The organism is Amycolatopsis sp. cg5 (genome assembly GCF_041346955.1).
In the GTDB taxonomy this organism is placed as follows: Bacteria; Actinomycetota; Actinomycetes; order Mycobacteriales; family Pseudonocardiaceae; genus Amycolatopsis.
On the sequence record NZ_CP166849.1, the window covers coordinates 3,660,633 to 3,686,377 of the forward strand.

Sequence of the window (25,745 nt, forward strand, 5' to 3'; positions counted from 1 at the left end):
GCGCCGACGATTGAAACGTTTCATATCCATGGTATGGTCCGCCACGGGCACACGGCAAGGGTGAGGTCGGATGGTCGGTATCAAAGACGTCGCCCGCCGGGCCGGCGTGTCGATCGGCACGGTCTCGAACGTCGTCAACCGCCCCCACATGGTCGCCCCGGAGACCCGCGTGCGCGTGCAGACGGTCATCGAGGAGCTCGGCTACGTCCGCGACGAGTCCGCCAGGCAGTTGCGCGCCGGTCGCAGCCGCACCCTCGCGCTGCTCGTCCTCGACCTGGCCAACCCGTTCTTCATCGACGTCGCCCGCGGCGCCGAAGAGGCCGCCTACGAGGCCGACCTGAACGTGATCACCTGCAACAGCGGCCAGCGCGTCGACCGCGAGACCGCCTACCTCGCGATGCTCGCCGAGCAACGCGTCCGCGGCGTGCTGCTGAGCCCCGTCACCGACGCCTCGGTGGACGGCTTGCGGCGCAACGGGATCCCGTACGTCTTCGTGGACCGCCTGGTGCCCGGCGCCTGCTCGGTGTCGGTCGACGACGTCGCGGGTGGCGCGCTCGCGGCCCAGCATCTACTCGATCGCGGGCATCGGCGGATCGCGTTCGTCAACGGTCCGTCGGTGCTCGCCCAATGCCGCGACCGGGAGCAGGGGGTTCGCTCGGTACTGGCCGACCCGATCGTCCTGGCGGCCGGTGGTCTCGACGTCGCCTCCGGCCGCGCCGCCGGAGCCCGGCTGCTCGCGCTGGGGCCGACGGCGGTCTTCTGCGCCAACGACCTGCTCGCGCTCGGTGTGCTGCAGGCGATGGTCGCCGCCGGCGTCCGTGTCCCCGACGAGATGGCGATCGTCGGCTACGACGACATCGAGTTCGCCGCGGCCGCCGCGGTCCCGCTCACCTCGGTCCGCCAGCCCGCGGCCCGGCTCGGCCGGACGGCGGCCGAGCTGCTGATCGCCGAGACCTCGGGCGAAGACCCGCACGAGCACGAATCGGTGGTGTACAAGCCCGAACTCGTCATCCGCGAGTCCACGGGGTCGTGAGTGGTACGGCCGGTTCTAACCGGCGAAAACGCTCACGATCGCGGCGGCTCACAAGCCGAGGCGATGGGCCAGGCCGCGGATGTCCCGGCCGGTGCGGCCCGCTGGCCGGGTGCCGAGCAGCGTGGAGACGGCTTGCCGGGTGTGCGCGTCGGCTCGCACCGGCAGCGGCGCGATCCGTTCCGCGCGCTGCAAGTACGTCACCGCGCGCGAGGCCTGGCCCGTGACCCGCGCGTAGGAACACCCGACCATCAGCTGAATACCCGCCGCGTAGATGCGGTTCGTGACGTCGTGCGCGGTGTCCGCGATCGCGATGATCTGGTCGAACCGTCCGACGTCGTAAAGCCGCAGCATCCGGTGGAAATAGACGAGCGCAGGCGTGAACGGCAACGCGGCCAACGGATCCGGCGCCGCGGAACTCGCCAGCCGGTCGGCCTCGGCCAGATGGCCGAACGCGGTCGCCTGATCGAAATGGACTTCGGCCTGTGCGGCGGCGAGGTGGAGTTTGCCGCGCACGGACGGGCAGGCGGTGAACGAGCCGAGTGCGCGTTCGGCCATCGCGGCCGCGTCCGTCCATGCGCCCGCGCGGGTGCAGGTTTTGCTTCGCCACAAGACGTTCACCGCGCGCTCGATCGGATCGTCGAGCGCTTCTGCCTGTGTGTGGCCGAGTTCGACGACGAAGGCGGCCAGGTCGAGCAGGCCGATGTCGAGCAGCATCGGGACGCAGACGCTGTGGTACAACCGGAGTAGCTGGTGTGGATCCGTGCAGCGGTCGATCAGCGAAGGCAGGCGCCGCATCAGGATCAGGTACTCGCCGTGGTTCATCAGGTAACACGTGTCGTCGACCTCGGCGGTGAGTTCGGGCGAGGTTTCGTGCGGGCGAACGGAAGAAGAAACCGCCAGCAACGTGGTCCGAAGGTCGCGCACCGCGGTGTCCCAGTGTGGCGAAGTGGACGGCAGGCTGGTGCCGAGCAGGTCGCCTGGCGAGACGCGCAGCGCGTCGGCGAGCGCGCTGATGTGGCTCAGCCGGTCGAGCGTGCGGGTGCCGTTTTCCACCATGGAAAGAAAACCGGGGGAGAACCCGGCGAGTTCGGCGGTGGTGCGCAGGCTCAACCCCCTTGTTCGGCGGGCTTTCCGGATCCGGTGCCCGACGTCGACTGGAAAAGCGCTGCTGCTCACGGAAAAACCTCTCACGATATGGACGGCGGGGATCAGCGTAGCCGCTCCCCGGCTGGCGAACGAGTGAATGTGCGCGACCGTTCACAGCAGTGAACCCATTGTGTGTCAACGGTTCTAGCGTTGGCCCAGCATTGTTTCCGACCTAGTGAGGAGTCTTCATCATGGGCCGTATCAGGCGTTCCTACGCGATCGGCATCGCGGCCGCGTGCGCGGCGATGGCCGTCTCGGCGGCGCCGGCCGCCCAAGCGGACGAGCTGGTCCCGACGCGGTCGGTGCTGCTGCTCACCGTCAGCATGCCGCACCTGAGCACCGTGGTGGACCGCTACCGCGTGCTCGAGTGCTCGCCGACCGGCGGCACGCACCCGCTGGCGGCTGGCGCGTGCGCCGACCTCGAATACGCCAACGGTGATTTCAGAGCCGTGACGAAGGACGACCCCCGCTGCCCGATGATCTATTCCCCGGTGACCGTGTCCGCGCAGGGCTGGTGGCACGGCAAGCGGACGAGCGCGGTCCAGACCTTCGCGAACACCTGCGTCCTGCGCGCGGAGACGGGCGCGGTGTTCGCCTTCTGAGAAGACGGGGCCGGCCGGGCGGCTGCAGGGACCGCGGCCGGCCCCGTCCCAGGGGAAAGCAGGGGCAGAGCACCCGCTGCCCTTCCCTGACCCCGGCGTAAGGGATGACCCTGGTCGCAAGACCGGGGGATTCGCCGGTCCCGCTCGGCGTGTCGGCGCGGCATCGTTGTGAGCCAGACCACAATGGGCAGTGAAGGCGGGTGTTCAGGATGGGACAGACGCGATTACCGGGGACCTTGTCCAACCGGGGCAGGGCGATGTTGCGGGCGGTGGCGGCCGGGCGTGCCGAAGTCACGTGCAGCTGCGAGCCCGACATGCGGATCGACGGACTGCTCTGCTGCGACCAGATCGTCGCGCATGAGCTGGTGCGCCTCGGGTACGTGCGCCCGGGACGGCCGAGACCAGGCGAGTCGTGGGTGGCCGCGGAGCTGACCGAGGTCGGACTGGCCCTGCTCGAACCGATGGTCGCCGCCTGAGACTAACCTCGCCTCATGACGGCGACGGTGACCAAGCGCATGATGTTCTTCTCCGGGGGCTCGCACCCGGTGCTCGCCCAGGAGATCGCGGCTGAGCTCGGCGTGTCGATCACCCCGCAGACCGAGCACACGTTCGCCAACGGGGAGAGCTTCGTCCGCTTCGACCGGTCGGTCCGCGGCAGCGACGCGTTCGTGCTGCAGACCGAGACCCGCCCGATCAACACCTGGCTGCTGCAGCACCTGATCATGCTCGACGCGCTCAAGCGGGCCAGCGCGAAGCGGATCACCGTGCTCCTGCCGTTCTACCCGTACTCCCGCCAGGACAAGAAGCACTACGGCCGCGAGCCGATCACCGCGCGCCTGGTCGCGGACATGCTGGCCACCGCGGGCGCGGACCGCATCATGACCGTCGACCTGCACACCGCGCAGGGGCAGGGCTTCTTCGACGGTCCCGTCGATCACCTGCGTGCCCAGCCGATGCTCGCCGAGCACGTCCTCTCGCGCTACGCGGGCGCGGATTTCACGGTCGTCGCGCCTGACTCTGGCCGGGTGCGGCTCGCCGAGACCTGGGCGGAGCTGCTGAACGCGCCGATGGCCATCATCCAGCGCCGCGACACCCTCGAAGGTGAGCACAAGGGCATCCACACGGTCGTCGGCGACGTCGAGGGCAGGCTCTGCGTGGTGGTCGACGACATGATCGACACCGGCGCGACGGTCACCGGCGCGACCAAGCTGCTGCTCTCCGAGGGCGCGACCGAGGTCATCACGACCGCGACCCACGCCGTGCTCTCGGGCGACGCGGGGCAGCGCATCGCGGCCTGCGGCGTCAAGGAGGTCGTGCTCACCGACACCGTGCCGATCCCGGACAGCTCACGATTCCCGCAGCTCACGGTGCTGCCGATCGCGCCGCTGCTCGCCGACGCCATCCAGGCCGTCTTCGACGACGCCTCCGTCGAAGGTCTCTTCGAGCGTTAAAGGCCGAGCGCGTTGTCCGGCGGCAGCGGGGTGACGACCGGCGTCTCGTCGGTGAAGATCTCCGCGCGGCCGAACAGTTTCTCCAGCTCATCGCCGCTCACACAGCGCGCGGGGAACACGGCGGACGCGGCGCGGCGCGCGACCGTCTCGACGGGCAGCTCCTGCTTGGACGCGGCCAGCACGAGGTTGCCGAAGCGCCTGCCGCGCAGCACGCCGGGGTCGGCGAGCAGCAGCGCGTGCGGGTACACCGACGCGACGGTCGCCATCACCCGCTTGGCGAACTTGAGGCCCTGGCCGTCGGAGATGTTGACTAGCAGCGTCCCTGACGGCCGCAGCACCCGCGCGGTGTCGCGCAGGAACTCGGCGGTCGCGAGCCCGCCGGGCATCTCGGCGCGCTGGTAGGCGTCGACCACCAGCAAGTCGGCCGAGTTGTCGCGCCTGGTGGCGACGCCTTCGCGGCCGTCGCAGACGCGGACCTTCAGCGCGGCCACGCTGCGCAGCTCGAGTTCTTCGCGGACGAGTTCGACGAGCCGGTCGTCGGCGTCGAACACGAGCTGGCGTGAACCGGGTTTGGTGAAGGCGATGTAGCGGGGGAGTGTGCAGCCGCCGCCGCCGACGTGCAGTGCCTCCAGCGGGCCCGGCAGCGAGTCGACGACGTCGCCCATCCGGCGCACGTAGTCGAACTCGAGGTGGCCGGGATCGTCGAGGTCCACATAGGACTGAGCGACACCGTCGACGCTGAGCAGCCAGGCGTTGTCGCGGTCCCAGTCACGCACGAGCTCCGCGGTGCCGAACCGCACGGGGTACTGGCCCGCCTGCGGACCGGACGGTCCTGGGCGGGTCCTCGATTCGCGCCTGCTCATCGGCGGGCCGGTGGCGGCGGAACGGCCTTCGCGGCCACGATGTCGTCGAGCGCGATGTTCGACAGGCCCCGCTTGGTTTCGACCTCGCAGGTGGTCTCGTCGAGCGCGCGGAGATAGCCGAGGGCGTCGGTGAAGCCGCCCTCGACGCGGTAGCGCACGACAACCCGGGTGCCCAATGCGAAGCTGAGCTTCACCGGCCGTCCAGATGCGCGGTCAGCTCGGGGTCGGTCGGCTCGACCAGGTGCGTGCCGTCCGGCCAGACCAGCGTCGGGATCCGGCGGTTGCCGCCCTGGAGTTCCCTGACGGCCTTCTCGGCGGCTTCGTCCGCTTCGACGTCGATGTAGTCGTACTCGACTTCACCGGCGTCCAGCAGCGCTCGGCTGCGCTTCACGTCGGGGCACCAGCTGGCGCCGTAAACGGTCAGTTTCCGCACGGTGATCATGGCTCCAGCTTAGTGCGGAGCGGCCGGGGACCTCGCGAGGTCCCCGGCCGGTCAAGCGGCGCGGCTGCGGCGAAGCAGGTTCCGGCGTTCGGTTTCGGTGGCGCCACCGAAGATGCCGGAGGTGAGCCCGTTGTCGAGCGCGTAGTCAAGGCACTTCGCGCGTACCGGGCACGCCCCGCACACGGCTTTCGCCTGCGCGACCTGGCGAGCGCCGGGGCCCCGTTCGGAGACCGGGAAGAAGAGCTCGGGTTCGATGTCGCGGCAGGCGGCGTTTTCGCGCCAGTCGATGTGGTCCATGGGCATGGTCAACGCCTCCTCGAATTGTTCGCGCGCGCGGAAACCCGCAACGCGATTTCGTCTGGTGTGTTTTCCCCTGCCGATCGGCCGGGTACTGAGGATCTCACATCACAACCCGTCCAGGCTCCTGGTTATTCCGGGGCTTGACGCGGCGGCTATAGTGAACCTGTTGGTTAATTAACTAGGTGGTTAAACGTGTCAGACCAGCTCAGCGGCATCTTCTCGGCACTCGCCGACCCGACGCGCCGCGCGATGCTCGCGCGGCTGGCGGGCGGTGAAGCTTCGGTGACGGAGCTGGCCGAGCCGTTCGAGATGAGCCTTCCCGCCATCTCGAAGCATTTGAAGGTGCTCGAACGAGCCGGGCTCATCACCCGGGGGCGCGAGGCGCAATGGCGGCCGTGCCGGCTGGAGGCGGGCCCGCTCGGCGCCGCCGCGGACTGGCTGGAGAGGTATCGCATGTTCTGGGACAGCAGTTTCGATCGCCTCGACGACCACCTGCGCGCGATCCAGAAAGGGAAAAGCGATGGATGACACCCTCCGGCTCGAGATCACGCGGATCTTCGACGCGCCGAGGGACCTGGTGTTCCGGGCGTGGACCGATCCCGCGCAGCTCACCCGCTGGTTCGGGCCACGCGGCATGACCACCCCGCTCGACACCATCCGCGTCGACCTCCGGCCCGGTGGCGAGTGGCGGGCCTGCATGGTCCGCGACTCCGACGGCTTCGAGGCGCCGGCGGGCGGGCTCTACCGCGAGGTCGTCGAACCGGAGCGGCTCGTTTTCACCTGGGGTATCGAGGTGCTGGGCACGATCGAAGAATCGCTGGTCACCATCGTGTTCGATGATGTCGGCGGTAAAACGAAGATGAGCTTCACCCAGGTCGGATTCCCGACCACCGCGAGCCGCGACGAGCATGAGGGCGGCTGGACGGAGACGTTCGAGCGACTGGCTTCGCTCACAAGTGAACGGGGATGAAAATGCCACAGGTCGTTTCCGCCGAAGAATGGCAGGAAGCCCGTGACGCACTGCTGGTGAAGGAAAAGGCGCTCACCAAGGCGCAGGACGCGCTGGCCGCCGAACGCCGCAGGCTGCCGATGGTCGAGTGGGACGCCGGCTACGTCTTCGAAGGCCCGGACGGCAAGACCACGCTGCTCGACCTGTTCGAGGGCAGGCGCCAGCTGATCGTCTACCACTTCATGCCGTTCACCGAGGCAGGCCCGTGCCCCGGCTGTTCCTTCGTGGTCGACACGATGGGCCGCCAGGAGCCGCTGCACGACCGCGACATCTCACGCGTGGTCACCTCGATGGCGACCGTCGACGAGATCGGCGCCATGAAGAAGCGCATGGAGTGGACCGTCCCGTGGTACTCCGCGCTGGGCAGCACGTTCACCGACGACTGCGGTGTCGTCAGCTTCGGCGTCAGCGTCTTCCTGCGCGAGGGCGACAAGGTCTACCGCACGTACTTCACCACCGACCGCGGCGGCGACCAGCTCCTGTCGACCCTGCGCTACATCGACCTCACCCCGCTCGGCCGCCAGGAGGCCTGGGAAGAGGAGAGCCGCGGCGACGACGGCCCCGGCTACTGGTGGCGCCCTCACGACGAGTACTGAGCACCGGTGCAGAATGCCGGACATGAAACGCAGCGCCGGCATTCTGCTCCACCGTTCCCACCGCGAGGTCCTGCTCGGCCACATGGGCGGCCCGTTCTACGCGAAGAAGGACGACGGCGCCTGGTCCATCCCCAAGGGCGAGTACGAGCCTGACGAAACCCCCGAAGCCGCGGCGCGCCGGGAGTTCGCCGAGGAACTCGGCCTGCCGGTGCCCGACGGCGCGCTGGTGCCCTTGGGTGAGGTGAAGCAGTCGGGTGGCAAGCTCGTGACGATCTGGGCTTTGGAGGCCGACCTCGATCCGGCCCAGGTCGTGCCCGGCACCTTCTCGATGGAGTGGCCGCCCCGCTCAGGCAAGACCCAGGAGTTCCCCGAACTCGACCGCGTGGCCTGGTTCTCCCTCGACGAAGCCCGCACCAAGCTCTTCAAGTCCCAGCACGCCTTCCTAGATCGCCTAACCGCCCTCGCCTAGCCCACCCCGCATCCCCCACCCAGACGACACGTGTGCACAGATGGACGGCACGCGTACCTGGGCGGACGACACGTGTGCACAGACGGACGACACGCGTACCTAGGCGGACGGCACGCGTACCTGGGCGGACGGCACGCGTACCTGGAGGGTCGGCGCGCGTACCCGGGGAGTCGGGACTCGTGCCTGGGGAGTCGGCACGCGTGCGCGGGCTGGGTTGTCCGGTGCTCACGAGGGGCAAACTCGCGTGCGGGAAGCGCAAACTCGCGTGCGGGAGCAGCAAACTCGCGGGCGAGGTGCGAAGCCGGGGGCGTGCCGACTGCTCGGGCCCGGGTCCCGACTCCTTAGGTACGTGTGCCGACCCTTCAGGTACGCATGCCGACCTTCCAGGTACGCGTGGCGTCCGCCTGGGTACGCGTGGCGACCATCCATGTACGCGTGTCGTCCGGTTGTGGACGCGTGGTGTCCATCGAGGGGCGTGTGGGGGATGGGTGTGAGTGGGTTAGGGGGATTGGGTTAGGGCGGATAGGTGGGCTTGGGCTTCGCGGAGCTGGGTGGCTACGCGGTCGCGGGTGGCCGTGGCTTCTTCGGTGGCTTCGGAAACCAGGGCGAGTGCTTCTTCTTTGGCGAGCTCGACCATGCGGCCGAGGCGTTCGGCCAGGCCGTCGGGCTCGATGGGGGTTCGGCAGATGCGGTCCACGCGGGCGCGCAGGTCGCGGTTTTCTTCGGCTAGCGCGTCCAGGGTTCTGGTGACGTCGGACGCGTGCGCGCGAGCGGCCTCCCGCTCGGCGGTCAGCAACCGGAGCTCGGTCTCGACGCAGCGCAGGTACGACTGGACCTCTTGCCTGTCGTACCCGCGCCACGTCACGCCGAATCCCGGCCGCAGCTCTTCGACCTCGTTGGCCGTGGCTCTCACCTCCACAGTGGACAGACGATTTCGCCCACCGGCAGAACAAATCTCGGGTCTTCCAAGTTCCCAAGTTACCGAGATTCGCGCAATCGGCCAACCCGGTCTTCGGCTAACACACCACCTTGAGGTTCGCCCAGTCGCCGTGGTCCGAAGTGGACCCGTCGCCGCCGTCGGTCACCACGAGATCCAAAGCGTGCACACCGGACACATCGGCCTGCAACGGCTTCGCTTCGTCGCGGAAGCGCACGACGTCCGAGGAGGCGAGCGACTTGCCGTCGCCGATGACCTCGAACTTCACGCTGCCGCCATTGGCCTCCAGGTCGACGCCGACCAGTGACGTCAGGGTCCGGCATTTGCCGCCCAGATAGAAACGCACGTGCGAACTCGCGTGCACGCCGAGGCCGTCGTCGTAGGTCGCGGTGCCGATACGCATCTGGTGACCGTCGCCCTGGCCCTGCTCGCCGTTGCTCATGTTCCGCTCGACCGGGCCCCAGCCGTTGGACGCGCTCACCCAGTCCACTGTGGACAAAGAGATCGTGCCCGCTCCCGGCGCCGTGGCCAGCGTGGTCGACGTGCTGGTCGTCGCCGAGCCGCGCCCGCCGACCGACCAGTACTCCGCGGACACACTGGGCGAAACGGTCGCCGGAACCTGCGCCGACGGCTTCAACGTGAACGTCCGCTGCCATGACTTACCAGGCAAAACCACCGGCACGGACGCCTCGGCCGAGCCGTCGGCCGTCCAGCCCGCGGGCACCGCGAAGCGCACGCGCGCCGCCGCCACCGGGGTCGTGCCGTCGTTGAACAGGGTGACCGTCGTCTTCAGCGGCTCACCCTTGCCCGAGAGCTCGGGCGCGTCCAGCGCCAACGTCGTGTGCGGCGCCAAGACACCTCGCGACGGCCACACCCGGAACACCGAAGCGCCGTGACCAGGCACGCTCGCCCGCACGACCCCGGCGCTCGACGTCTCGGCGCCGGTCCAGAGATCGCGGACCTTGTAGTCACGTGAACGCAGGCCCAGCGCGGAAATCTCGGTCGACACCGTCCTGGTCGCGCTGGCCCGGTTGAGCAGCAGCACGGCGGCCGAGCCGTCGGACATCGGCTTCGCCCAGACCTCGGCGTCGCCGTCGTCGCGGATCTTGTGGCCCTGCTTGCCACCCCAGTCCTGGTTGACCGCGATCAGGTCGCGGTTGAGCAGAATGCGGCGGGTCTCGGGCGTCATCGCGCCCAGGTCGTTGCCCGCGATCAGCGGCGCGTTCAGGATCGACCACAACGCGAAGTGCGCGCGGTACTCGGTGTCCGTCATGCCGCCGTTGCCGACTTCGAGCATGTCAGGGTCGTTCCACCCGCCAGGCCCCGAGTACGCCTCCAGCCCGACCTGCTTGTCGAGGATGTCGGTCATGCTGTCCCAGCTGTCGGCGATGTCGAGCGTCGTCCGCCACAGCTGCGCGCCGACGGTCCGGCCCCACAGCCACGGCTTGTTCTCGCCCCATTCGCACAGCGCGTAGACGATGTCGCGGCCGGTCGCCTTCAGCGCGTCGCCCATCGCCTTGTATCGCTCGCTCGCCGGGCGGCCCTGGGTGTTGCAGTTGTCGTACTTCAGATAGTCGACACCCCACGCGGCGAACGTCCGCGCGTCGACGGCCTCGTGGTCGAGCCCGCCCGGCATGGTGTCCGCGCAGGTGCGGGTGCCCGCGCTGGTGTAGATCCCGAGCTTGAGGCCCTTCGCGTGGACGTAGTCGGCGAGCGCCTTCATGCCGCTGGGGAATGTCTTGCGGTTGGCCTCGAGGTCACCCATGACGTTGCGCTGCGGCTCGGCCCAGCAGTCGTCGATGTTCACGTACTTGTACCCGGCGTCGCGCATGCCGGAGCTGACCAGCACGTCGGCCGCGGTGCGGATCTTCTGCTCGTTGATGTCGCAGTGGAACGCGTTCCAGCTGTTCCAGCCCATCGGCGGCGAGGCGAGCTGGCCGCTCGCCTCGGCGGCGGGGACGACGGTGAAAGCCGACAATGCGACCAAGAACGCCAATAACCGGCGCATCAGAACTCCTTACGGGGTAACGGTGACGGATTCGCCTGCGCGCAAAGTGACGGTGCGGCGCCACGATCCGGCGCGGATCTCGGTCTTGGTGCCACCGACGCTGCGAATGGTCGCGCGGGTGACCTTGCCGCCGGACCAGGCGACGTCGACGGTGAACCCGCCGCGCGCCCCGACGCCGGTGACCTTGCCGGTGGCCCAGGCGCCGGGCAGGGCGGGCAGCAGCTCGATCACGCCGGGCCGCGAGTAGACGAGCATCTCCAGCATCGCCGACGGCGCGCCGAGGTTGGCGTCGATCTGGAACAGCATGTGGTCGCCGTTGGCGTACATGTCGAAGAAGTTCGCCGCGGTGCCGTTGCCCATGTTGATCGACGGCCGCATGACGTTGAGCACCGACTGGTACGCGCGGTCGGCGTCCTTGAGCCGCGCCCAGCACAGCGCGCGCCACGAGCACGACCAGCCGTAGCTCTCCATGCCGCGCGCGATCAGCAGGTTCCGCACGCCGTCGAGCAGTGCCGGGGGAGAGGTGTCCGCGGCGATCCGGTCGCCGGGGAAGAACCCGACGAGCGGCGAAAGGTGCCGGTGCGTGGTCTCGCCGAGGTTGTCCTGGCTCATCCATTCCTGCAGCCAGCCGGTCTTCGGGCTGACCTCGGGCAGATAGAGCCGATCTTGCAGGCCCTTGATCGTGGTCGCGTACGCGGCGTCGACACCGAGCGCCGCCGTCGCCGCGCGGAAGCTCTGGAACAGGTCCCAGACGATCTCCTGCGCGTAGGTGATGCCCTTGGCGTCCTGCGGGCCGTGCTCCGGCGACCAGTCGTTGTCGTCGACGAGCACCTCGCGCCCGCGCACGGTCATCGTGATCAGCCGCGATTCCCAGAACTCGCACGCGCCCTTGAGCAGCGGGTAGATCTTGCGCAGGTAGTCGCGGTCCTGGGTGAACTCGTAGTGCTGCCACAGCGAGTTGCACAGCCACGCGTTGCCGCCGGGATGCCACCACCAGCCGAGCCCGCCGTGGGTGTTCGTCGAGAACGCGACCGCCCAGCCCGCGATCTTGCCGCTGGTGTTGCGGAAGCGGTTACGCGGGTCGTTGAACAGCTTCTGGGTGACCGACGACCAGGAACTCAGCTGCGAGACGCAATAGTCGGCGAACGCGTCGAAACAGGGCGAAAGCCCGGCGCGGTCGGCCAGCCAGTAGTTCATCTGGACGTTGATGTCGGTGTGGTAGTCCGCCATCCAGTCCGGATTGTTGGTGTGCAGCCAAAGACCCTGCAGGTTGATCGGCAGGCTGTCGCGCGACGACGTGATCGTCAGGTAGCGCCCGAACTGCAGATAGCTCGCTTCCAGCTCGGGGTCCGGCTGGCCGGAGGTGTAGCGGACGGCGATGCGCGACCACGAGTCCAGCTCGCGCTGCGTCCGGGTCGACCGGCCGAGGTCGATCGTCTGCCGGTTGTAGAGCGACTGGTAGTCCTTGACGTGCGTCGCGAGCAGCGCCGACGCGCTCGCGGCCGTCGCGGTGCGTGCCTTGGTCTTCGCGATGGCGAGCGGATCACCGGCCGTGCGGAAGCCCTTGGCGGCGTCGGCCGAGTAGTTCGTGCCGCCGCTGAAGACGATCAGCAGGTCGCGGCAGTCGGTGAAGGTGACATCGGCGCCCTTGACCGCGACCTTGCCGGACCCGGTCGCGCTCACCACGGCCGCGTACTTCAGGCCGTTCGGCAGCGCCGCGCTGAACGACGCGTCGGCGACTTTCTCGCCGTGCGTGCCCTCGAGTGTGATCGTGCCCGACTGCGGACCGCCACCGAGCCGGACGATCACTACGTCATCGGGGTGGCTCGCGTAGACCTCGCGGGTGAAGCGGGTGCCGTTGACGGTGTAGCTCGCCGACACCACGCCGTTGCTCAGGTCGAGCTGCCTGCGGTAGCCGGTGAACTTGGCGTGCGCCGGTATCGTGATCCGCAGCTTGGCCAGCACGCTGAACGTGCCGAACTTCGTTGTCTCGTAAGGGAATTGCCCATCGTCCTGCAACGCGTCGTTGGCGTCGCCCGACCAGAGCGAGGCGTCGGCGAGGTAGAGGAAATCGTTTGCCGGGTCGCCACCGGTGAGTGCGCCGAGCCTGCCGTTGCCGACGGGCAGCGCCTGTTCCATGATCTTCGCCTCGGTCGCCGGCGAGGGGTACCAGAGCGTGCTGGCCTGGCCTGCCGCGACGAAGTCGACGTCTTCGGGTCTGGCTGGTTCGGCATGGGCTTCGAACGGACGGAGTCCGCTCAGCGCGAGGCCCGCGCCGGTCAGTTTGAGGAACGTACGGCGGGAGTTGGTCATGAATGAGTCCGTTCGGCGGGGTGATCAAAGTGCGGACACTCGCCGAAACGTACGACCTATGTTTCGATAGTGTCAACCGACGAACGGATAAAAGCGTTCTGTAGGGCCAAAAATCAGACTAATGATTGATCGGGCGTCTTGATAGATCAGATGTCTTGTTGGATGTCTCGTGACTTCGGCGGTTGACGACGCGGAGCTCGCGGCGTAAGAATCACACATCAAAGATCCTATATGATTCTGCGAGGCAACGATGCCGACCCGCAAGCTCGCCGTGATGGTCCTGCTCCTCGGCCTCACCGCGTCCTGCAGCACCCGGGGCGCGAACACCGGCGCGGCCGCGCCCCAGCCAGCCAAACCGGCCGATTCGGTCAAGGTCGCGCTGGTCCCCGGCGGCCCGCACGCGTACTTCCAGGACTGGAAACCGGCAGGTCAGCGCGCCAAGGCCGACTTCAAGCTCGGCGCGGTCACCTTCGACGAGACGAGCCAGTGGGACCAGGCGAAGCAGAACAGCGTGCTCAACGCGCTGGCCTCGCAGGGATACACGGCGTTCGGCGTCTTCGGGGTGTCCCCGACGGACATCAACAGCACCTTCAGCGACCTGAAAGCCCGCGGCGCCACCGTCGCCTCGCTGGGTTCCTGTCCGGCGGGTGACAAGGTCGACGCCGATTTCTGCCTGTCGACCGACGTCGGCGACGCCGCGTACAAGGCGGCGAAGGCGGCCATCGAGGCGATGGGCGGCAAGGGCACCCTGGTGCACCTCACCGGCAACAACGTCGACTCCAACACCCAGCGCCGGATCGCCGGTGTGCGCAAGGCCGTCGAGGAAGCCGGGGTCACCCTGCTGACCACGATCACCGACGTCGACAAGGACCTGCAGTCGGCGCAGAAGGCCGTGTCCGACCTGCTTTCCGCGCACGGCAAGGACATCCAGGGCATCGTCACCACCGCGTACAACCCGGCCGTCGCCGCGGCCGCCGGGGTGAAGGCCTCCGGCCTGCCGGTCAAGGTGGTCGCGATCGACGACGCGCCCGAGACGCTCGCCGGGATCCGCGACGGCTCGGTCGCGGCCACGGTCGCGCAGAATCCCGCAGGTCAGGCCTATGTCGGCACGCAGGTGCTGACCAAGCTCGCGACCGGCGCCTGCACGCTCAAGCAGCCCGGCGTGACCGTCGACTCCGGTTCGTTCGTGGTCACCGCCAAGACGGTCGCGACGTTCGACGCCGAGCGGCAGGCCAAGACCGCCCAGCTCACCACCCAGTTCGACCAACTGCTGACCTGCAAGGAGACCCGGTGACGAAAGTGGTCAAGGCTGAGGCGTTCCTCGTGGACGTCGAGGTCGAGCGCACGCGGACCGACGCGGTGCAGGCGTTTCTCAAGCAGGAGACCGTTTTCGTCGAGCTGCGCACCGACGACGGCGCGATCGGCCTCGGCTACTCGTACACGATCGGCACCGGCGGCAGCGCCGTATTGGCGCTGCTCAAGGACAATCTCCTGCCTCGGTTGATCGGCCGCGACGCGCGGCTGGTCGAGTCGATCTGGCGCGACCTGTTCGCGTCGACCCGCTCGACCACGGTCGGCGCGATCACCTCGCTCGCGCTGGCGGCCGTCGACACCGCGCTGTGGGATCTGCGCTGCCTGCGCGCCGGCGAGCCACTGTGGCGGGTCGCGGGCGGGTTCGATCCGCGGATTCCCTTGTACGACACGGAAACCGGCTGGCTGCACCTGAGCGTCGACGAGCTGGTGCTCGGCGCGAAGGCCGCCGTCGACGCCGGCTGGGGCGGGATCAAGGTCAAGGTCGGCAAGCCGACCGCCGGCGAGGATCTGGAGCGGCTGCGCGCCATCCGCGAGGCCGTCGGCCCGAGGTTCGATCTCATGGTCGACGCCAATCAGTCGATGACCTGCGCCGAGGCGATCCGCCGCGCCGAGGCGTTTTCGAGCGTGGACCTGTTCTGGCTGGAGGAGCCGCTGCCCGCCGACGACGTCAGCGGGCACGCGCGGCTCGCGCGGTCGACCAGCGTCCCGATCGCCGTCGGCGAGTCGATGTACTCGATCGCGCAGTTCCGCGAGTACCTCGAACGCGGCGCGGCGTCGATCGTCCAGGTCGACGTGGCCAGGATCGGCGGGGTCACCCCGTGGCTCAAGGTCGCGCATCTGGCCGAGGCGTTCAACGTCGAGGTCTGCCCGCATTTCCTGATGGAACTGCACGTCAGCCTCACCGCGGCCATCCCGAACGGCCGCTACGTCGAGCACATCCCGCAGCTGCGCGCGATCACGACCGCCGAGATGGCCGTCGTCGACGGGCACGCGGTCGCGCCGGAGACGCCAGGACTCGGCATCGCGTGGGACCGCGCCGCGATGGACGATCGGCGCGTGGCATGACCGTCCTCGCGCCCAAGCGGGTGCTCGCCGACCAGCGCACCGGGCTGGTCGCGCTGATCGCGGCGCTGGTAGTGGTCTTCGGCTCACTGCGCGCGGGCTTCTTCGACGAGCGGTTCGTGCTTTTCCCGCTGCTGCGCGACATCACGACGTTGACCGTGGTCGGGCTCGCGCAGCTCGCGGTGCTGTCGATCGGGCATCTCAACATCGCCGTCGGGCGGATGGCCGCGTTCGGCGCGATGTTCATGGGACTCGCGTACGACAACTGGCACCTCCCGCTCTACGCCGGGCTGGCTCTCGGGCTGATCGCCGGTGCCGCGATCGGCGCGCTGACCGGGTTGATCATCACCACGTCCGGGGTGAACTCGTTCGTCGTGACGCTCGCGATGGACTTCGCGCTGCTCGGCCTGATTTCGTTGGTGTACTCGGAATTCACCACCTCGGCGGCGTTCGTCTCGAAGCCCGCCGGGATGGCCGAGCTGCGGCAGTACTCGTTCGCGGAGGTCTGCGCGGGCGAGGTGTGCGGGTCCGGCGCGGTGCCGCAGCTGTTCGTGTTCGCGCTGATCGCGATGGCGCTGGTCGGCTACCTGTTCCGGCGGGCACGCGCGGGCCGGGAGATGCTGATGGTCGGCACGAACCCGGTCGCGGCGGAACTGTCCGGGATCGACGTGCCGCGCCGGATCGTCGGCGCGCACGCGCTGTCCGGCGCGCTGGCCGCGCTGGCGGGCTTCCTGCTGGCGGTGACCAGCGGCTCGTTCACCGCGGGCATCGGCTCGGAGTTCATGCTGCCGTCGTTCCTCGGGCCGGTGCTCGGCGGGACGCTGCTGACCGGCGGCGCCGTGTCGATCATCGGGACGTTCCTCGGCACTTCACTGACGCAGGTCATCCGGCAGGGACTGACGATGCTCGGCGCGAGCGTCGAAAGCCTGTCGTTGTCCTTGGGCGCGATCCTGCTGGCGGCGTTGTCGCTGGACCGGATCCGGCACGTCATCGGCGAGCGACGGGCGGTGCGCCGATGAAGTACTCACTGCCCGCGGTCGCGGTGGCCGGGTTCGCCGCGCTGGCCGTCGCTTCCGGTGGTTCGCTGCTGGCCGGACCGTCAATGCAGACCATGCTCGTCTATCTCGCGGTGCCGATCCTGATCGGGCTCGCGCAGATGGTCGCGCTGGCCGTCGGCCAGATGAACCTGTCCGTCGGCGCGCTCGGCGGGTTCGTCGCCGTCGCGGGCGGCCGGGCGATGGCCGACCTCGGCGTGCCCGCCTGGCTGACCGTGCTCGGCGCGCTCGCGCTGGGCGCGGCCGTCGGCGTGCTCAACGGCGTGCTCGTCGTGCTGACCAGGATCAACGGGTTCATCGTCACGCTCGCCACGATGACCATGCTGACCGGGTTGCAGTACCAGGTCGTCGGCACCGCGACGGTGTCCGGCTATTCGCTGCGCTCGTTCGGCTCGGTCGCGATCTTCCACATCCCGGTCGTGTTCCTGCTGGTGCTGCTCGTGGCGGGCGCGGTGGCCGGGTTCCTGCGGCACGCGGTCGCCGGGCGCCGGATGCTCGCCAGTGGCGGAAACCCGTTGGCGGCCAAGCTTTCCGGGATCTCCAACGACCGGTCGCTGGTCTTGGCGCACGGGTTGTCCGGACTGCTGGTCGGCGCGGCGGCGGTCGTCACGCTGGCGACCGCGCCCGGCGTGAACCAGAGCATCGGCGGTGACTGGCTGCTCGCCAGCTTCGCCGCGCCGATCATCGGCGGCACGGCACTGGCCGGTGGCGCGGTGTCGGTGACGGGCACCGTGCTGGCCGCGTTCATCGTGCGGCTGGTCGACGTCGCGCGTGCGCAGTTCTCGCTCGATCCCAGCTGGGTGAGTTTCGTGGTCGGCGCGGTCGTGCTCGGCACGGTGCTGCTGACCCAGCGGCGACGGGTGGCGATATGAAGGCGGAAGGGCTGGTCAAGGCGTTCCCGGGGGTCCGCGCGCTCGACGGCGCCAACCTGACGATCGAGCCGGGTTCGGTGCACGCGCTGCTCGGCGAGAACGGCGCCGGGAAGTCGACGCTGATCAAGATCCTGACCGGGGTGTACAAACCGGACGCCGGGCGGCTGGAGTTCGACGGCGAGATCGCCGTGGTCCATCAGGAACGCAATCTCGTGCCGGGGTTCTCGATCGCGGAGAACATCGTGCTGCGGCGGCCGCCGTCCCAGCGCGGGCTGCTCGACCGGGCTGCCGCGCGGGCGGAAGCCGTGCGCTGCCTGGACCTCGTCGGCCTCGATCTCGACCCGGACCGGCCGGTACGCGGCCTGCCCGTTTCCCAGCTGCAGCTGATCGAAGTGGCCAAAGCGCTTTCGCTGGGCGCCGGCGTCCTCCTGCTGGACGAGCCGACGACCGCGAGCACACCAAGCGAGGTCGAGCGCCTGTTCACGGTCGTGCGGCGCCTGCGCGACGCGGGCACGGCGGTGCTCTTCGTCAGCCACAAGCTCGAAGAGGTGTACGACCTGTGCGACATGGTCACCGTGCTGCGCGACGGCGTCTCGGTCCTCGAATCCGCGCCCTTGGCCTCGGTCTCGCGCGCCGACCTGATCACCGCGATGGTCGGCCGCACCCCCGAGACCGGGATAAAGCCCGCTTTACTCCCGGGGATAAAGCAGGCTTTATCCCCGGGAGTAAAGCCCGCTTTATCGCTGCTTGAGCTGGAGTCCGTGAGCACCGCGCTGGGGCATCGTGAGGTGTCGCTGAGCGTGGGGCGCGGGGAGATCGTCGGGCTTTATGGGCTGGTCGGGGCCGGGCGGAGTGAGCTGGCGAAGGCGTTGCTCGGGCTGGCGGCGATCACGGCCGGGGAAGTCAGGGTGCGCGGGAAGGCGACGCGGATCCGGGGTGTGCGCGACGCGCTGCGGCGGCATCGCATCGGGTACGTGCCGGAGGACCGCAAGCACGAGGGGCTGTTCCTGGAGCAATCGATCGCGCGGAACATCGCGGTGTCCGTCTGGGATCGGCTGTCGGGGCGGCTGGGGATTTCCGCGCGGTCCGAGCGCGACCTCGCGGCGCGGTACGTCGAACGGCTGGGTATCCGGCTGTCCTCTGTGGACCGTCCGGTCGGTGACCTTTCCGGCGGCAACCAGCAGAAGGTCAGTCTCGCGAAGTGGCTGGCGGCCGACACCGAGATCCTGATCATCGACGAGCCGACCGTCGGCATCGACCTGCGGACCAAGGCCGCGTTCCACGACCTGATCAAGCAACTCGCGGCCGACGGGCTGGCGGTGCTGCTGATCACCAGCGACCTGGTCGAGATGGTGACCCTGGCCGACCGGATCTTCGTGATGCGGGACTTCGCGGTCCGCGGCGAGGTCGTCAACGACCACGACTACGCGCGGATCAGCCAGGCCGTGATGGGCCACATCCACGCCGGGGCCTCGTCGTGACGCTGCTGCGGGTCGACCTCGGCACCGGCGCCTCGGTGGTCGAGGAGGTGGACCGGCGCCGGTTCCTCGCCATCGACGAATTGCTGGCCGCGCCATCGATGCCGGTGTGGCATCCGGCGCAGCCGGTGCTGTTCGTGGCCGGGTTCTCGGCTCGGCGCGCGCTCGCGCTGGACCGGTTTTCGCTGGTCGCGCGGTCGCCGTTGAGCGGAGGCGTCGGCGAGAGCCGGGTCGAGGGACCGTTCGGACCGGCGCTGGGCGACCTCGGGCACACGGCGGTGTCGATCACCGGCCGCGCGCCACGGCCGAGCTACCTGCTGCTCGGTCCAGGCTCGGCGCGGGTGCTCGACGCGGCCGACCTCTGGGGCGCCGACACGACCGAGACGACCGATCGGCTGCTCGAGCGGCACGGTCTCGGCGCGCACGTCGCGGCGATCGGACCGGCGGGGGAGAACCTCGTGCGCTTCGCGAGCGTCGTCACGGACTACTCGCATCCGGCGGCACGCATGGGACTCGGCGCGATGCTGGGCGCGAAGCTGCTGAAAGCCGTCGTGGTCACCGGTGGTTCCCCGGCCGAGTTCGCCGACCCGGCCGCGGTCGCCGCCATCACCCGCGACTACGCGGCCGGTATCGACGCGAATCCGTTGACACTGAGCCAAAAAGCGGACCCGGGATTCGGCGCGTGGCCCGCGAGCGGGCTCGACGGCTACCTCGGCGTCCGCAACTACAGCACCTCCGGGGTGAATCTGGCGGGATTCACCCCGGAGGCCTACCAAGCCCGCCTCAGCCGGTCATCGGGCGGCTGCCCCGGTTGCCCGCAGGACTGTCTCAAGTCGTTCGACGGCCACACGCTGCACCAGGAGGCGGTCGCCGCGTTCGCCGGGAACCTCGCGATCGACGACCTCGACGTCGTGCTGGACCTCAACGCCTGGTGCCACCAGGCCGGCGTGGATCCGGTGTCGCTGGCCGGGGTGCTGGCGTTCCGGTGCGAACTCGCGCAGGAAGCACTGCTCCCGGGTCCGCGTTTCGGCGACGCCGACGCGCTGGTGGCGTGCGCGGCGAAGGTCATCCAGGGCGACGACGTCCTGGCCGAAGGTGTGGCGCGGGCGTCCCGGCTGCTCGGATTCGAGCAGTTCGCCATGCACAGCAAGGGAATCGAGCTGCCGTCGTTCGATCCGCGCGGCTGCCAGGGACTCGGGCTGGCGTACGCGGTGCACCCGCTCGGGCCGCGCTACGACGCCGTCGAGCACGACATCGACTTCGACCCGATCGACGGTTTCCTGCCGGGTGAGCCGATGGCCGCGCTGACGGAGTCCAAAGTAGACTTTGTCGCCGACCTGATGGAACTCTGGAGCGGCTACGACGCGGCCGGGCTGTGTCTCTTCGCCGCGCCGCCGACCCGCAACCTCGACGAGGAATCCGCCTCCGCGCTGCTCGCGGCGGTCACCGGCTGGCCGATCACGCCCGCCGAACTGCGCGCGCTCGGACGGCGGCGGTTGGCGTCGATGCGCCGGTACAACCTGCGCGAAGGCCTGCGGCTGGACACATTGCCGTCGCGGTTCTTCACGCGACCCATCGACAGCGGGCGGCACGCCGGCGCCGTCCTCGATCCCGAAGTCTTCGAAGCCGCGGTCTCGCGGCTGACCGCCCTGCTCGGCTGGCTCTGAAAGGAACGACCGTGTTCTTGCGCAGACTGGGTGCCCTGCTCGCCGTCGCGTGCGTGGCCTTCGCGACGCCCGCCGTGGCCGCTCCTCGGCAGATCGTCGTCTACGCGGCGCCGAACGGCGTCGGGCCGTTGTGCGCGGCCATGCTGCCGTGCTCGGTGACGACCGCTCAGCAACGGGCCCACCTCCTTGCGCGGTACGCCGAGGTCGTGGTCCGGCTCGCGGGCGGCACCTACTCGTTGAACGCGCCCCTCGTGCTCGGTGTCGAGGACTCGGGCGTGCGTTGGCAGGCCGCGTCCGGCCAGAAACCCGTGTTCAGCGGGGGAATTCCGGTGACGGGCTGGCGCGAGTCGGGTGGCTTGTGGAGCGCGCGGGTCCCCGCTGACCTGCGCACACGCCAGCTCTACGCGGACGGCGTACGGCTTCCGCGCGCGCAGGGCGAGGTCGCGATGAAGCAGACGGCGACCGGCTTCGACGCCCCGGCGATGGCCTCGTGGCGCAATCCGTCCTCGATCGAGTTCGTGCTCGGCGACGGACACGGTTCGTGGAGCGAACCACGATGCGGCGTCGCGTCGATCCAGGGCTCGGCGGTCACCATGCGGCAGCCGTGCTGGGACAACATGAAGCTCGCCGACCAGCCGCGCGGACCCTACGGCGACAACCCGGCGGGCGGGTTCCCGACCTACCCGGCCGACGCGGTGCCGTCCCGCGTCGAGAACGCGTTCGAGCTGCTCAGCCCGGGAGAGTGGTACCTCGACGAGGCCCAGCACGTCGTTTATTACCAGCCCAAGCCCGGCGAGAACGTCCGGTCGATGCACTTCGTCGCGCCCAAGCTAGAACAGCTGATGCGGACGTCGACCTCGGCCGCCGCGCCGGTGCACGACGTGACGTTCGAAGGCATCGAGTTCGCTTACGCGACCTGGCTGCGGCCGAGCGGCGACGACGGGTTCGCCGAAATGCAGGCCAACTTCACGCTCACCGGGCCAGGCGCCTCGAAGAGCCAAGGCCTGTGCGAGTACTCGGTGCCCAAGGGCACCTGCCCGTTCGCGTCGTGGACGCGACCGGACGCGGCGGTCGACCTCACGGGCACGCGGAACGTTTCGTTTCTGCGCAACACTTTCACGCACCTCGGCGGTGCCGGGCTCGGCCTGCAGCACGGCGTGCAACACGACTTGATCGAGGGCAACGTCGTCACCGATGTGTCCGGGATCGGCATTCTTCTCGGCGCGGTCGACGATCCCCGGCCTGCCACCGACGCGGAGATCGCCACCGGCACCACGATCCGGAACAACCTCCTGCACCACACCGGCGCCGAGTTCACCGGCGCGCCCGCCATCGTCAACGGTTATTCGCGTGGAACGTCCATTGTGCACAATGAGATCGGTGACGTGCCGTACAGCGGAATCTCGTCCGGCTGGGGCGGCTGGCGCACCAACTCGGCGTTCCCCGGCGAGAACCCGAACATCAACGCGGACAACACCATCTCGAACAATCTCGTCTACCGCGACATGCTCGTCCGGTACGACGGCGGCGCCGTCTACACCAACGGGCCGCAGGGCACGAGCTACGAGCACGGGCTGACGGTCGCGGGGAACGTCAACTTCAGCGGGAAGAAGACCGCGAACACCGTCTACAACGACGAGGGCGGCGACTACGTCACGATCACCGGCAACGTCCAGTACGACGACGGCGGCGGGTTCAACGGCGGCTGCTCGACCACGGGCCACGTGCGGCTCAAGGACAATTACCACGTCGGCCCGCTCAACTCGTTCCCCTGCGCGCCCGCGCCCGTCGGCCTCGAAGACCTGGGCGGCAACCGGCTGATCTCGCCGAACCCGCAGGCCGGCGAGATCCCCGCCGCGGTGCTGGCGGGCGCCGGGCTCGAACCGGCGTTCCGCGATCTGACGACCACGAAGCCGCCGGTGCTCGTGCTGGTTTCGCCGTCCTGCACGGGTGACCTGCTGCTGTCCGGTTCCGGCTTCACACCTGACTCGGTCGTGACCGTCGGCGGCAAGCGCGTCACGCCGGTTTACGTGTCGCCGAATCATCTGACGGTCTCGGCGCCGTTCGGTGGCACCGTCACCGTGAGCACGGCTTCCGGAACGAGTTCGGCCGTGGCGTCCTCGCTGTGCGCCGGGCTGAGCACGCGGTTCGACAACGTGGGCATCACCTCGGACGGCGACACCTCGCGCGGCAACGTCGACGGATACGGCTACAGCTACTCGGCCGAGGCGCTGGCGGCGAAAGGCGTGACCCCGGGTGCGCTGATCTCGTCACACGGCATCAAGTTCACCTGGCCGACCGGCTCACCGGACAACGTCGCGTCGCGTGGCCAGCTCGTCGGCGTGAGCGGTGCTTCCGACACGCTCGGGTTCCTGCTCGCCAGCACCTCGGGCTCGCCGGACACGCAAGGCACGGGCAGCGTGCGCTACACGGACGGGAGCAGCCAGGACTTCACCGTCGGCAGCCCGAACTGGGAGGGCACGCCGCCGGTGGTCCCGGTGGTGAGCATGCCGTACCGCAACGGCCCCGGCGGCCGCGACAACCGGCCGGTGCACGTGTTCTACGCCGGGGTGAAGCTGGATCCGCACAAGACGGTGAAGACCGTGCGGCTCCCGGACGAGCCGAAGCTGCACATCTTTTCGGTCGGCCTCGCGGGTAGTCCTGACCTGGCGCTGGGCAAGATCGCGACGCAGTCTTCGGACGCGTGGGGCGGCCTCGCGACGCGCGTGGTCGACGGCGACACGAACGGCACGTTCGGCTACAACTCCGTGAGCCACACCGATCTCGACGCGCACTCGTGGTGGCAGGTCGACCTGGGCGCGACCGGGCCGGTGAGCACGGTCAACGTCTGGAACCGCACGGATTGCTGTTCCGAGCGGCTCAACGACTACTGGCTCTTCGTGTCGGCGAACCCCTTCGACACCTCGCTGACGCCGGAGCAGCAGGCCGCGCGCCCTGGCGTGTGGTCACGGCGGCTGAGCGGCTCGGCTTCGGTGCCGCTGTCCGTGACCGGGCGCTACGTGATGGTGCAGCTCGCTCGCCGCGACTACCTGTCGCTGGCCGAGGTGCAGGTGTTCGGCACGCCGGTCGCGGAGGAGGGCTGGGTCGGCACCTGGGGCACGGCGCCCGCGGCGGGCGGCGAATCGCGGGCCGGGCAGTCGGTGCGCAACGTAGTGCACACGAGCGTCGCCGGGACCTCGGCGCGGGTCACCTTGAGCAACAAGTTCGGCACCTCGCCGCTGGTGCTCGGCGCGAGCGTCGCGCTGCGTGCCGGCCAGACCGCCGACGCCGTGCCGGGATCCTTGCGCAGGCTGACCTTCGCCGGCCGCGACACGGTGACCGTTCCCGCTGGTCAGGACGTACGCAGCGATCCGCTGGACTTCGCCGTTCCCGCGGACGGGGATCTGCTGGTGACCACGTACACGCCGTCGGCGGGGCCGTCGACCTATCACCCCGCCGCCAGCCAGACGTCGTTCGCGGGCGCGGGCGACCATGTCGGCGACGTGTCGGGCGCCGCGTTCGGCTGGCAGCTCGGATCCTGGTTCTACGTCAAGGAAATCGACGTCCGTGGCTCGGCGGCCCAGGCGAGCGTGGTGGCGTTCGGCGACTCGATCACCGACGGCGGCTACTCGACGTCCAGCGCCAACCACCGCTGGCCCGACTACCTCGCCGACCGGCTGGGCCAGCGCTTCGGCGTGCTCAACTCCGGCATCAGCGCGAACCGGCTACTGCTCGACGGCGGCGAGCTCGCCTACGGCCGCAGCGGAGTGTCGCGTGTGGACGACGACGTGCTCGACCGCACGGCCGTGCGCACGGTGATCCTGTTGCAGGGCATCAACGACATGCTCCAGGACCCACGCCAGAACGACCCGGCCAAGTTCGCGGCGGGTTACCGCGCGCTGGTGGATCGCCTGCACGCCAAGGGAATCCGGGTGATCGGCGCGACGATCACGCCGTTCAAGGGCTGGTGGGGCTGGGACACCGGGCTGGAGGCCACCCGCACGGCGGTCAACGAGTTCATCCGCACCAGCGGCGTCTTCGACGGCGTCGTCGACTTCGCCGCCGCGCTCGCCGACCCCCAGGACCCCCTGCGCATGCGGCCGGACTACGCGGCGGAGGACAAGCTGCACCCCTCAGACGCGGGCAACGAGGCACTCGCCGCGGCGATCGACCTAGCCTCCCTGTGATCGTGGATCATGCACGATATACTGGGTGCATGGAATTGCCGAGCAGGCAGGTGCTCGCCGACAGCGTGTACGAGCAGATCCGCGCGCTCATCATGAACCACGGCATCTCGCCGGGCGACCGCGTCAACATCGACGTGGTCGCCCGGGAGCTGCAGGTGTCCGGCACCCCCGTCCGGGAGGCGCTGGCCCGCCTGGAGTCGGAAGGCCTGGTCTCGCGCTTGCCTTTGCGCGGCTACCGGGCCACGGAGCTGCTGACTCCGCAGGAGATCGCGGACCTGTACGAACTCCGCCTCCTCCTCGAACCCCAAGCCGCTGGCAAGGCCGCTGCTCGGATGACCGACGCTTTGGCGGAGACCTTGCGCGAGGAGCTGCTGACTTGCCCTGCGGCGCCGACCAGCGGCAACTACGAGGGCTACAAGGCGTTGACGGCTCACGACGCCCGGCTGCATCGGCTGATCCTCCACGCGGCGGGCAACGAGGCGGTCGAGCAGGCCATCACCCGGACCCACTGCCACCTGCACTTCTTCCGCCTCTCCTACAACCAGCCGTTCGGCGAGCAGACCATCGACGAGCACCACGCCATCGTGGAAGCCCTGATCGCCGGCCGTCCCAAAGGCGCCAAAGACGCGATGAAGCACCACCTCGAAACGGCCCGCGACCGCATCCTCGCCCGGCTTTAGCTCTCCCGGGGGTCGTTGCAGGCGGTTATGCGGTGTTGAACGCCTCAAACCCACACGGTCAACCCGCTTGTCCAGTAGCCGAGGGTTGTTGGGGATGAGGTGAGTGCTGTTTGCGGCGTTGGACGCCGCAAACAGCACTCATCCAGGTGCGGAGCCCAGGTATTGAGGGGCCGTCATCCACGGTCGGCTCGGGTGAGGGCCTCCCTCACCCGAGCCGAGGGGGTCAGGGCCTCCCTCACCCGAAGCAACCGAGTCAGGGCC

Annotated in this window: 24 protein-coding genes; 16 read left to right on the forward strand and 8 right to left on the reverse strand. The window is 69.2% G+C overall.

Going from position 1 to position 25,745, the window contains the following annotated elements; all coding sequences use genetic code 11:
* Nucleotides 1–70: 70 nt before the first annotated feature.
* Nucleotides 71–1,033, forward strand: coding sequence for a LacI family DNA-binding transcriptional regulator (locus AB5J62_RS16630; protein WP_370949120.1), 963 nt, complete (start codon nucleotides 71–73; stop codon nucleotides 1,031–1,033).
* Nucleotides 1,034–1,081: 48 nt separating this feature from the next.
* Here AB5J62_RS16630 and AB5J62_RS16635 read toward each other — a convergent pair whose 3' ends face one another.
* The gene (locus tag AB5J62_RS16635) at nucleotides 1,082–2,209 is read right to left on the reverse strand and encodes a helix-turn-helix domain-containing protein (RefSeq protein WP_370949121.1); all 1,128 of its coding nucleotides are present in this window, start codon (nucleotides 2,207–2,209) and stop codon (nucleotides 1,082–1,084) included.
* 161 nt (nucleotides 2,210–2,370) lie between these two features.
* Between AB5J62_RS16635 and AB5J62_RS16640 the strand changes: the two genes are divergently transcribed.
* The 3 genes from AB5J62_RS16640 to AB5J62_RS16650 all read left to right on the forward strand — a co-directional run bounded on the left by AB5J62_RS16640 (nucleotide 2,371) and on the right by AB5J62_RS16650 (nucleotide 4,232).
* Nucleotides 2,371–2,781 (forward strand): SSI family serine proteinase inhibitor, encoded by a 411-nt coding sequence (locus AB5J62_RS16640; protein WP_370949122.1) that lies wholly within the window; start codon nucleotides 2,371–2,373, stop codon nucleotides 2,779–2,781.
* Between the two features lie 209 nt (nucleotides 2,782–2,990).
* On the forward strand, nucleotides 2,991–3,257 hold the full coding sequence (locus AB5J62_RS16645; RefSeq protein WP_370949123.1) for a hypothetical protein: 267 nt from the start codon (nucleotides 2,991–2,993) through the stop codon (nucleotides 3,255–3,257).
* Nucleotides 3,258–3,272: 15 nt separating this feature from the next.
* Nucleotides 3,273–4,232 (forward strand): ribose-phosphate diphosphokinase, encoded by a 960-nt coding sequence (locus AB5J62_RS16650; RefSeq protein ID WP_370949124.1) that lies wholly within the window; start codon nucleotides 3,273–3,275, stop codon nucleotides 4,230–4,232.
* On the opposite strand, the gene AB5J62_RS16655 is transcribed toward AB5J62_RS16650, so the two are convergent.
* The 4 genes from AB5J62_RS16655 to AB5J62_RS16670 are packed head-to-tail and all read right to left on the reverse strand — an operon-like array spanning nucleotide 4,229 to nucleotide 5,840.
* A complete protein-coding gene (locus AB5J62_RS16655; protein ID WP_370949125.1) occupies nucleotides 4,229–5,095 on the reverse strand; it encodes a spermidine synthase in 867 nt (288 codons plus the stop codon). The genes AB5J62_RS16650 and AB5J62_RS16655 overlap by 4 nt on opposite strands.
* Nucleotides 5,092–5,289, reverse strand: coding sequence for a ferrous iron transport protein A (locus tag AB5J62_RS16660; protein ID WP_370949126.1), 198 nt, complete (start codon nucleotides 5,287–5,289; stop codon nucleotides 5,092–5,094). The genes AB5J62_RS16655 and AB5J62_RS16660 overlap by 4 nt, the downstream gene beginning before the upstream one ends.
* A complete protein-coding gene (locus AB5J62_RS16665; RefSeq protein WP_370950279.1) occupies nucleotides 5,286–5,528 on the reverse strand; it encodes a glutaredoxin family protein in 243 nt (80 codons plus the stop codon). Before AB5J62_RS16665 ends, AB5J62_RS16660 begins: the two co-directional genes overlap by 4 nt.
* Nucleotides 5,529–5,588: 60 nt before the next feature.
* A complete protein-coding gene (locus AB5J62_RS16670) occupies nucleotides 5,589–5,840 on the reverse strand; it encodes a WhiB family transcriptional regulator (protein ID WP_370949127.1) in 252 nt (83 codons plus the stop codon).
* Nucleotides 5,841–6,029: 189 nt separating this feature from the next.
* Between AB5J62_RS16670 and AB5J62_RS16675 the strand changes: the two genes are divergently transcribed.
* The 4 genes from AB5J62_RS16675 to AB5J62_RS16690 are packed head-to-tail and all read left to right on the forward strand — an operon-like array spanning nucleotide 6,030 to nucleotide 7,911.
* The gene (locus AB5J62_RS16675) at nucleotides 6,030–6,365 is read left to right on the forward strand and encodes an ArsR/SmtB family transcription factor (RefSeq protein WP_370949128.1); all 336 of its coding nucleotides are present in this window, start codon (nucleotides 6,030–6,032) and stop codon (nucleotides 6,363–6,365) included.
* The gene (locus AB5J62_RS16680; RefSeq protein ID WP_370949129.1) at nucleotides 6,358–6,807 is read left to right on the forward strand and encodes an SRPBCC domain-containing protein; all 450 of its coding nucleotides are present in this window, start codon (nucleotides 6,358–6,360) and stop codon (nucleotides 6,805–6,807) included. The genes AB5J62_RS16675 and AB5J62_RS16680 overlap by 8 nt, the downstream gene beginning before the upstream one ends.
* Nucleotides 6,804–7,442 (forward strand): DUF899 domain-containing protein, encoded by a 639-nt coding sequence (locus tag AB5J62_RS16685; protein ID WP_370949130.1) that lies wholly within the window; start codon nucleotides 6,804–6,806, stop codon nucleotides 7,440–7,442. Before AB5J62_RS16680 ends, AB5J62_RS16685 begins: the two co-directional genes overlap by 4 nt.
* A 22-nt stretch (nucleotides 7,443–7,464) precedes the next feature.
* Nucleotides 7,465–7,911 (forward strand): NUDIX domain-containing protein, encoded by a 447-nt coding sequence (locus AB5J62_RS16690; protein ID WP_370949131.1) that lies wholly within the window; start codon nucleotides 7,465–7,467, stop codon nucleotides 7,909–7,911.
* 499 nt (nucleotides 7,912–8,410) lie between these two features.
* Here AB5J62_RS16690 and AB5J62_RS16695 read toward each other — a convergent pair whose 3' ends face one another.
* The 3 genes from AB5J62_RS16695 to AB5J62_RS16705 form a co-directional block, all read right to left on the reverse strand.
* The gene (locus tag AB5J62_RS16695; RefSeq protein WP_370949132.1) at nucleotides 8,411–8,824 is read right to left on the reverse strand and encodes a hypothetical protein; all 414 of its coding nucleotides are present in this window, start codon (nucleotides 8,822–8,824) and stop codon (nucleotides 8,411–8,413) included.
* A gap of 103 nt (nucleotides 8,825–8,927) precedes the next feature.
* Entirely contained in the window at nucleotides 8,928–10,856 is a 1,929-nt protein-coding gene (locus AB5J62_RS16700) for an NPCBM/NEW2 domain-containing protein (protein ID WP_370949133.1), read from the reverse strand.
* Between the two features lie 9 nt (nucleotides 10,857–10,865).
* A complete protein-coding gene (locus tag AB5J62_RS16705; protein WP_370949134.1) occupies nucleotides 10,866–13,169 on the reverse strand; it encodes a glycoside hydrolase N-terminal domain-containing protein in 2,304 nt (767 codons plus the stop codon).
* Nucleotides 13,170–13,419: 250 nt separating this feature from the next.
* Between AB5J62_RS16705 and AB5J62_RS16710 the strand changes: the two genes are divergently transcribed.
* The 8 genes from AB5J62_RS16710 to AB5J62_RS16745 are packed head-to-tail and all read left to right on the forward strand — an operon-like array spanning nucleotide 13,420 to nucleotide 25,484.
* Nucleotides 13,420–14,463, forward strand: coding sequence for a sugar ABC transporter substrate-binding protein (locus AB5J62_RS16710; protein ID WP_370949135.1), 1,044 nt, complete (start codon nucleotides 13,420–13,422; stop codon nucleotides 14,461–14,463).
* Nucleotides 14,460–15,548 (forward strand): mandelate racemase/muconate lactonizing enzyme family protein, encoded by a 1,089-nt coding sequence (locus AB5J62_RS16715; RefSeq protein WP_370949136.1) that lies wholly within the window; start codon nucleotides 14,460–14,462, stop codon nucleotides 15,546–15,548. Before AB5J62_RS16710 ends, AB5J62_RS16715 begins: the two co-directional genes overlap by 4 nt.
* Entirely contained in the window at nucleotides 15,545–16,564 is a 1,020-nt protein-coding gene (locus tag AB5J62_RS16720; protein WP_370949137.1) for an ABC transporter permease, read from the forward strand. The genes AB5J62_RS16715 and AB5J62_RS16720 overlap by 4 nt, the downstream gene beginning before the upstream one ends.
* Entirely contained in the window at nucleotides 16,561–17,472 is a 912-nt protein-coding gene (locus tag AB5J62_RS16725) for an ABC transporter permease (protein ID WP_370949138.1), read from the forward strand. Before AB5J62_RS16720 ends, AB5J62_RS16725 begins: the two co-directional genes overlap by 4 nt.
* Nucleotides 17,469–18,953 carry a sugar ABC transporter ATP-binding protein gene (locus tag AB5J62_RS16730; protein WP_370949139.1) on the forward strand — a complete coding sequence of 495 codons (1,485 nt, stop codon included), beginning with the start codon at nucleotides 17,469–17,471 and terminating at the stop codon, nucleotides 18,951–18,953. Before AB5J62_RS16725 ends, AB5J62_RS16730 begins: the two co-directional genes overlap by 4 nt.
* The gene (locus AB5J62_RS16735; protein ID WP_370949140.1) at nucleotides 18,950–20,617 is read left to right on the forward strand and encodes an aldehyde ferredoxin oxidoreductase C-terminal domain-containing protein; all 1,668 of its coding nucleotides are present in this window, start codon (nucleotides 18,950–18,952) and stop codon (nucleotides 20,615–20,617) included. The genes AB5J62_RS16730 and AB5J62_RS16735 overlap by 4 nt, the downstream gene beginning before the upstream one ends.
* 11 nt (nucleotides 20,618–20,628) lie before the next feature.
* Complete coding sequence (locus AB5J62_RS16740) at nucleotides 20,629–24,804, forward strand: GDSL-type esterase/lipase family protein (protein ID WP_370949141.1); 4,176 nt, start codon at nucleotides 20,629–20,631, stop codon at nucleotides 24,802–24,804.
* 29 nt (nucleotides 24,805–24,833) lie between these two features.
* On the forward strand, nucleotides 24,834–25,484 hold the full coding sequence (locus AB5J62_RS16745; protein WP_370949142.1) for a GntR family transcriptional regulator: 651 nt from the start codon (nucleotides 24,834–24,836) through the stop codon (nucleotides 25,482–25,484).
* Nucleotides 25,485–25,745 lie beyond the last annotated feature (261 nt).

Coding starts and splice junctions, on each gene's coding strand:
- AB5J62_RS16630 (WP_370949120.1), top strand. CDS start 71: ATGGTCGGTATCAAAGACGTCGCCCGCCGGGCCGGCGTGTCGATCGGC.
- AB5J62_RS16640 (WP_370949122.1), top strand. CDS start 2,371: ATGGGCCGTATCAGGCGTTCCTACGCGATCGGCATCGCGGCCGCGTGC.
- AB5J62_RS16645 (WP_370949123.1), top strand. CDS start 2,991: ATGGGACAGACGCGATTACCGGGGACCTTGTCCAACCGGGGCAGGGCG.
- AB5J62_RS16650 (WP_370949124.1), top strand. CDS start 3,273: ATGACGGCGACGGTGACCAAGCGCATGATGTTCTTCTCCGGGGGCTCG.
- AB5J62_RS16655 (WP_370949125.1), bottom strand. CDS start 5,095: ATGAGCAGGCGCGAATCGAGGACCCGCCCAGGACCGTCCGGTCCGCAG.
- AB5J62_RS16670 (WP_370949127.1), bottom strand. CDS start 5,840: ATGCCCATGGACCACATCGACTGGCGCGAAAACGCCGCCTGCCGCGAC.
- AB5J62_RS16680 (WP_370949129.1), top strand. CDS start 6,358: ATGGATGACACCCTCCGGCTCGAGATCACGCGGATCTTCGACGCGCCG.
- AB5J62_RS16685 (WP_370949130.1), top strand. CDS start 6,804: ATGAAAATGCCACAGGTCGTTTCCGCCGAAGAATGGCAGGAAGCCCGT.
- AB5J62_RS16690 (WP_370949131.1), top strand. CDS start 7,465: ATGAAACGCAGCGCCGGCATTCTGCTCCACCGTTCCCACCGCGAGGTC.
- AB5J62_RS16700 (WP_370949133.1), bottom strand. CDS start 10,856: ATGCGCCGGTTATTGGCGTTCTTGGTCGCATTGTCGGCTTTCACCGTC.
- AB5J62_RS16705 (WP_370949134.1), bottom strand. CDS start 13,169: ATGACCAACTCCCGCCGTACGTTCCTCAAACTGACCGGCGCGGGCCTC.
- AB5J62_RS16710 (WP_370949135.1), top strand. CDS start 13,420: ATGCCGACCCGCAAGCTCGCCGTGATGGTCCTGCTCCTCGGCCTCACC.
- AB5J62_RS16720 (WP_370949137.1), top strand. CDS start 15,545: ATGACCGTCCTCGCGCCCAAGCGGGTGCTCGCCGACCAGCGCACCGGG.
- AB5J62_RS16725 (WP_370949138.1), top strand. CDS start 16,561: ATGAAGTACTCACTGCCCGCGGTCGCGGTGGCCGGGTTCGCCGCGCTG.
- AB5J62_RS16730 (WP_370949139.1), top strand. CDS start 17,469: ATGAAGGCGGAAGGGCTGGTCAAGGCGTTCCCGGGGGTCCGCGCGCTC.
- AB5J62_RS16745 (WP_370949142.1), top strand. CDS start 24,834: ATGGAATTGCCGAGCAGGCAGGTGCTCGCCGACAGCGTGTACGAGCAG.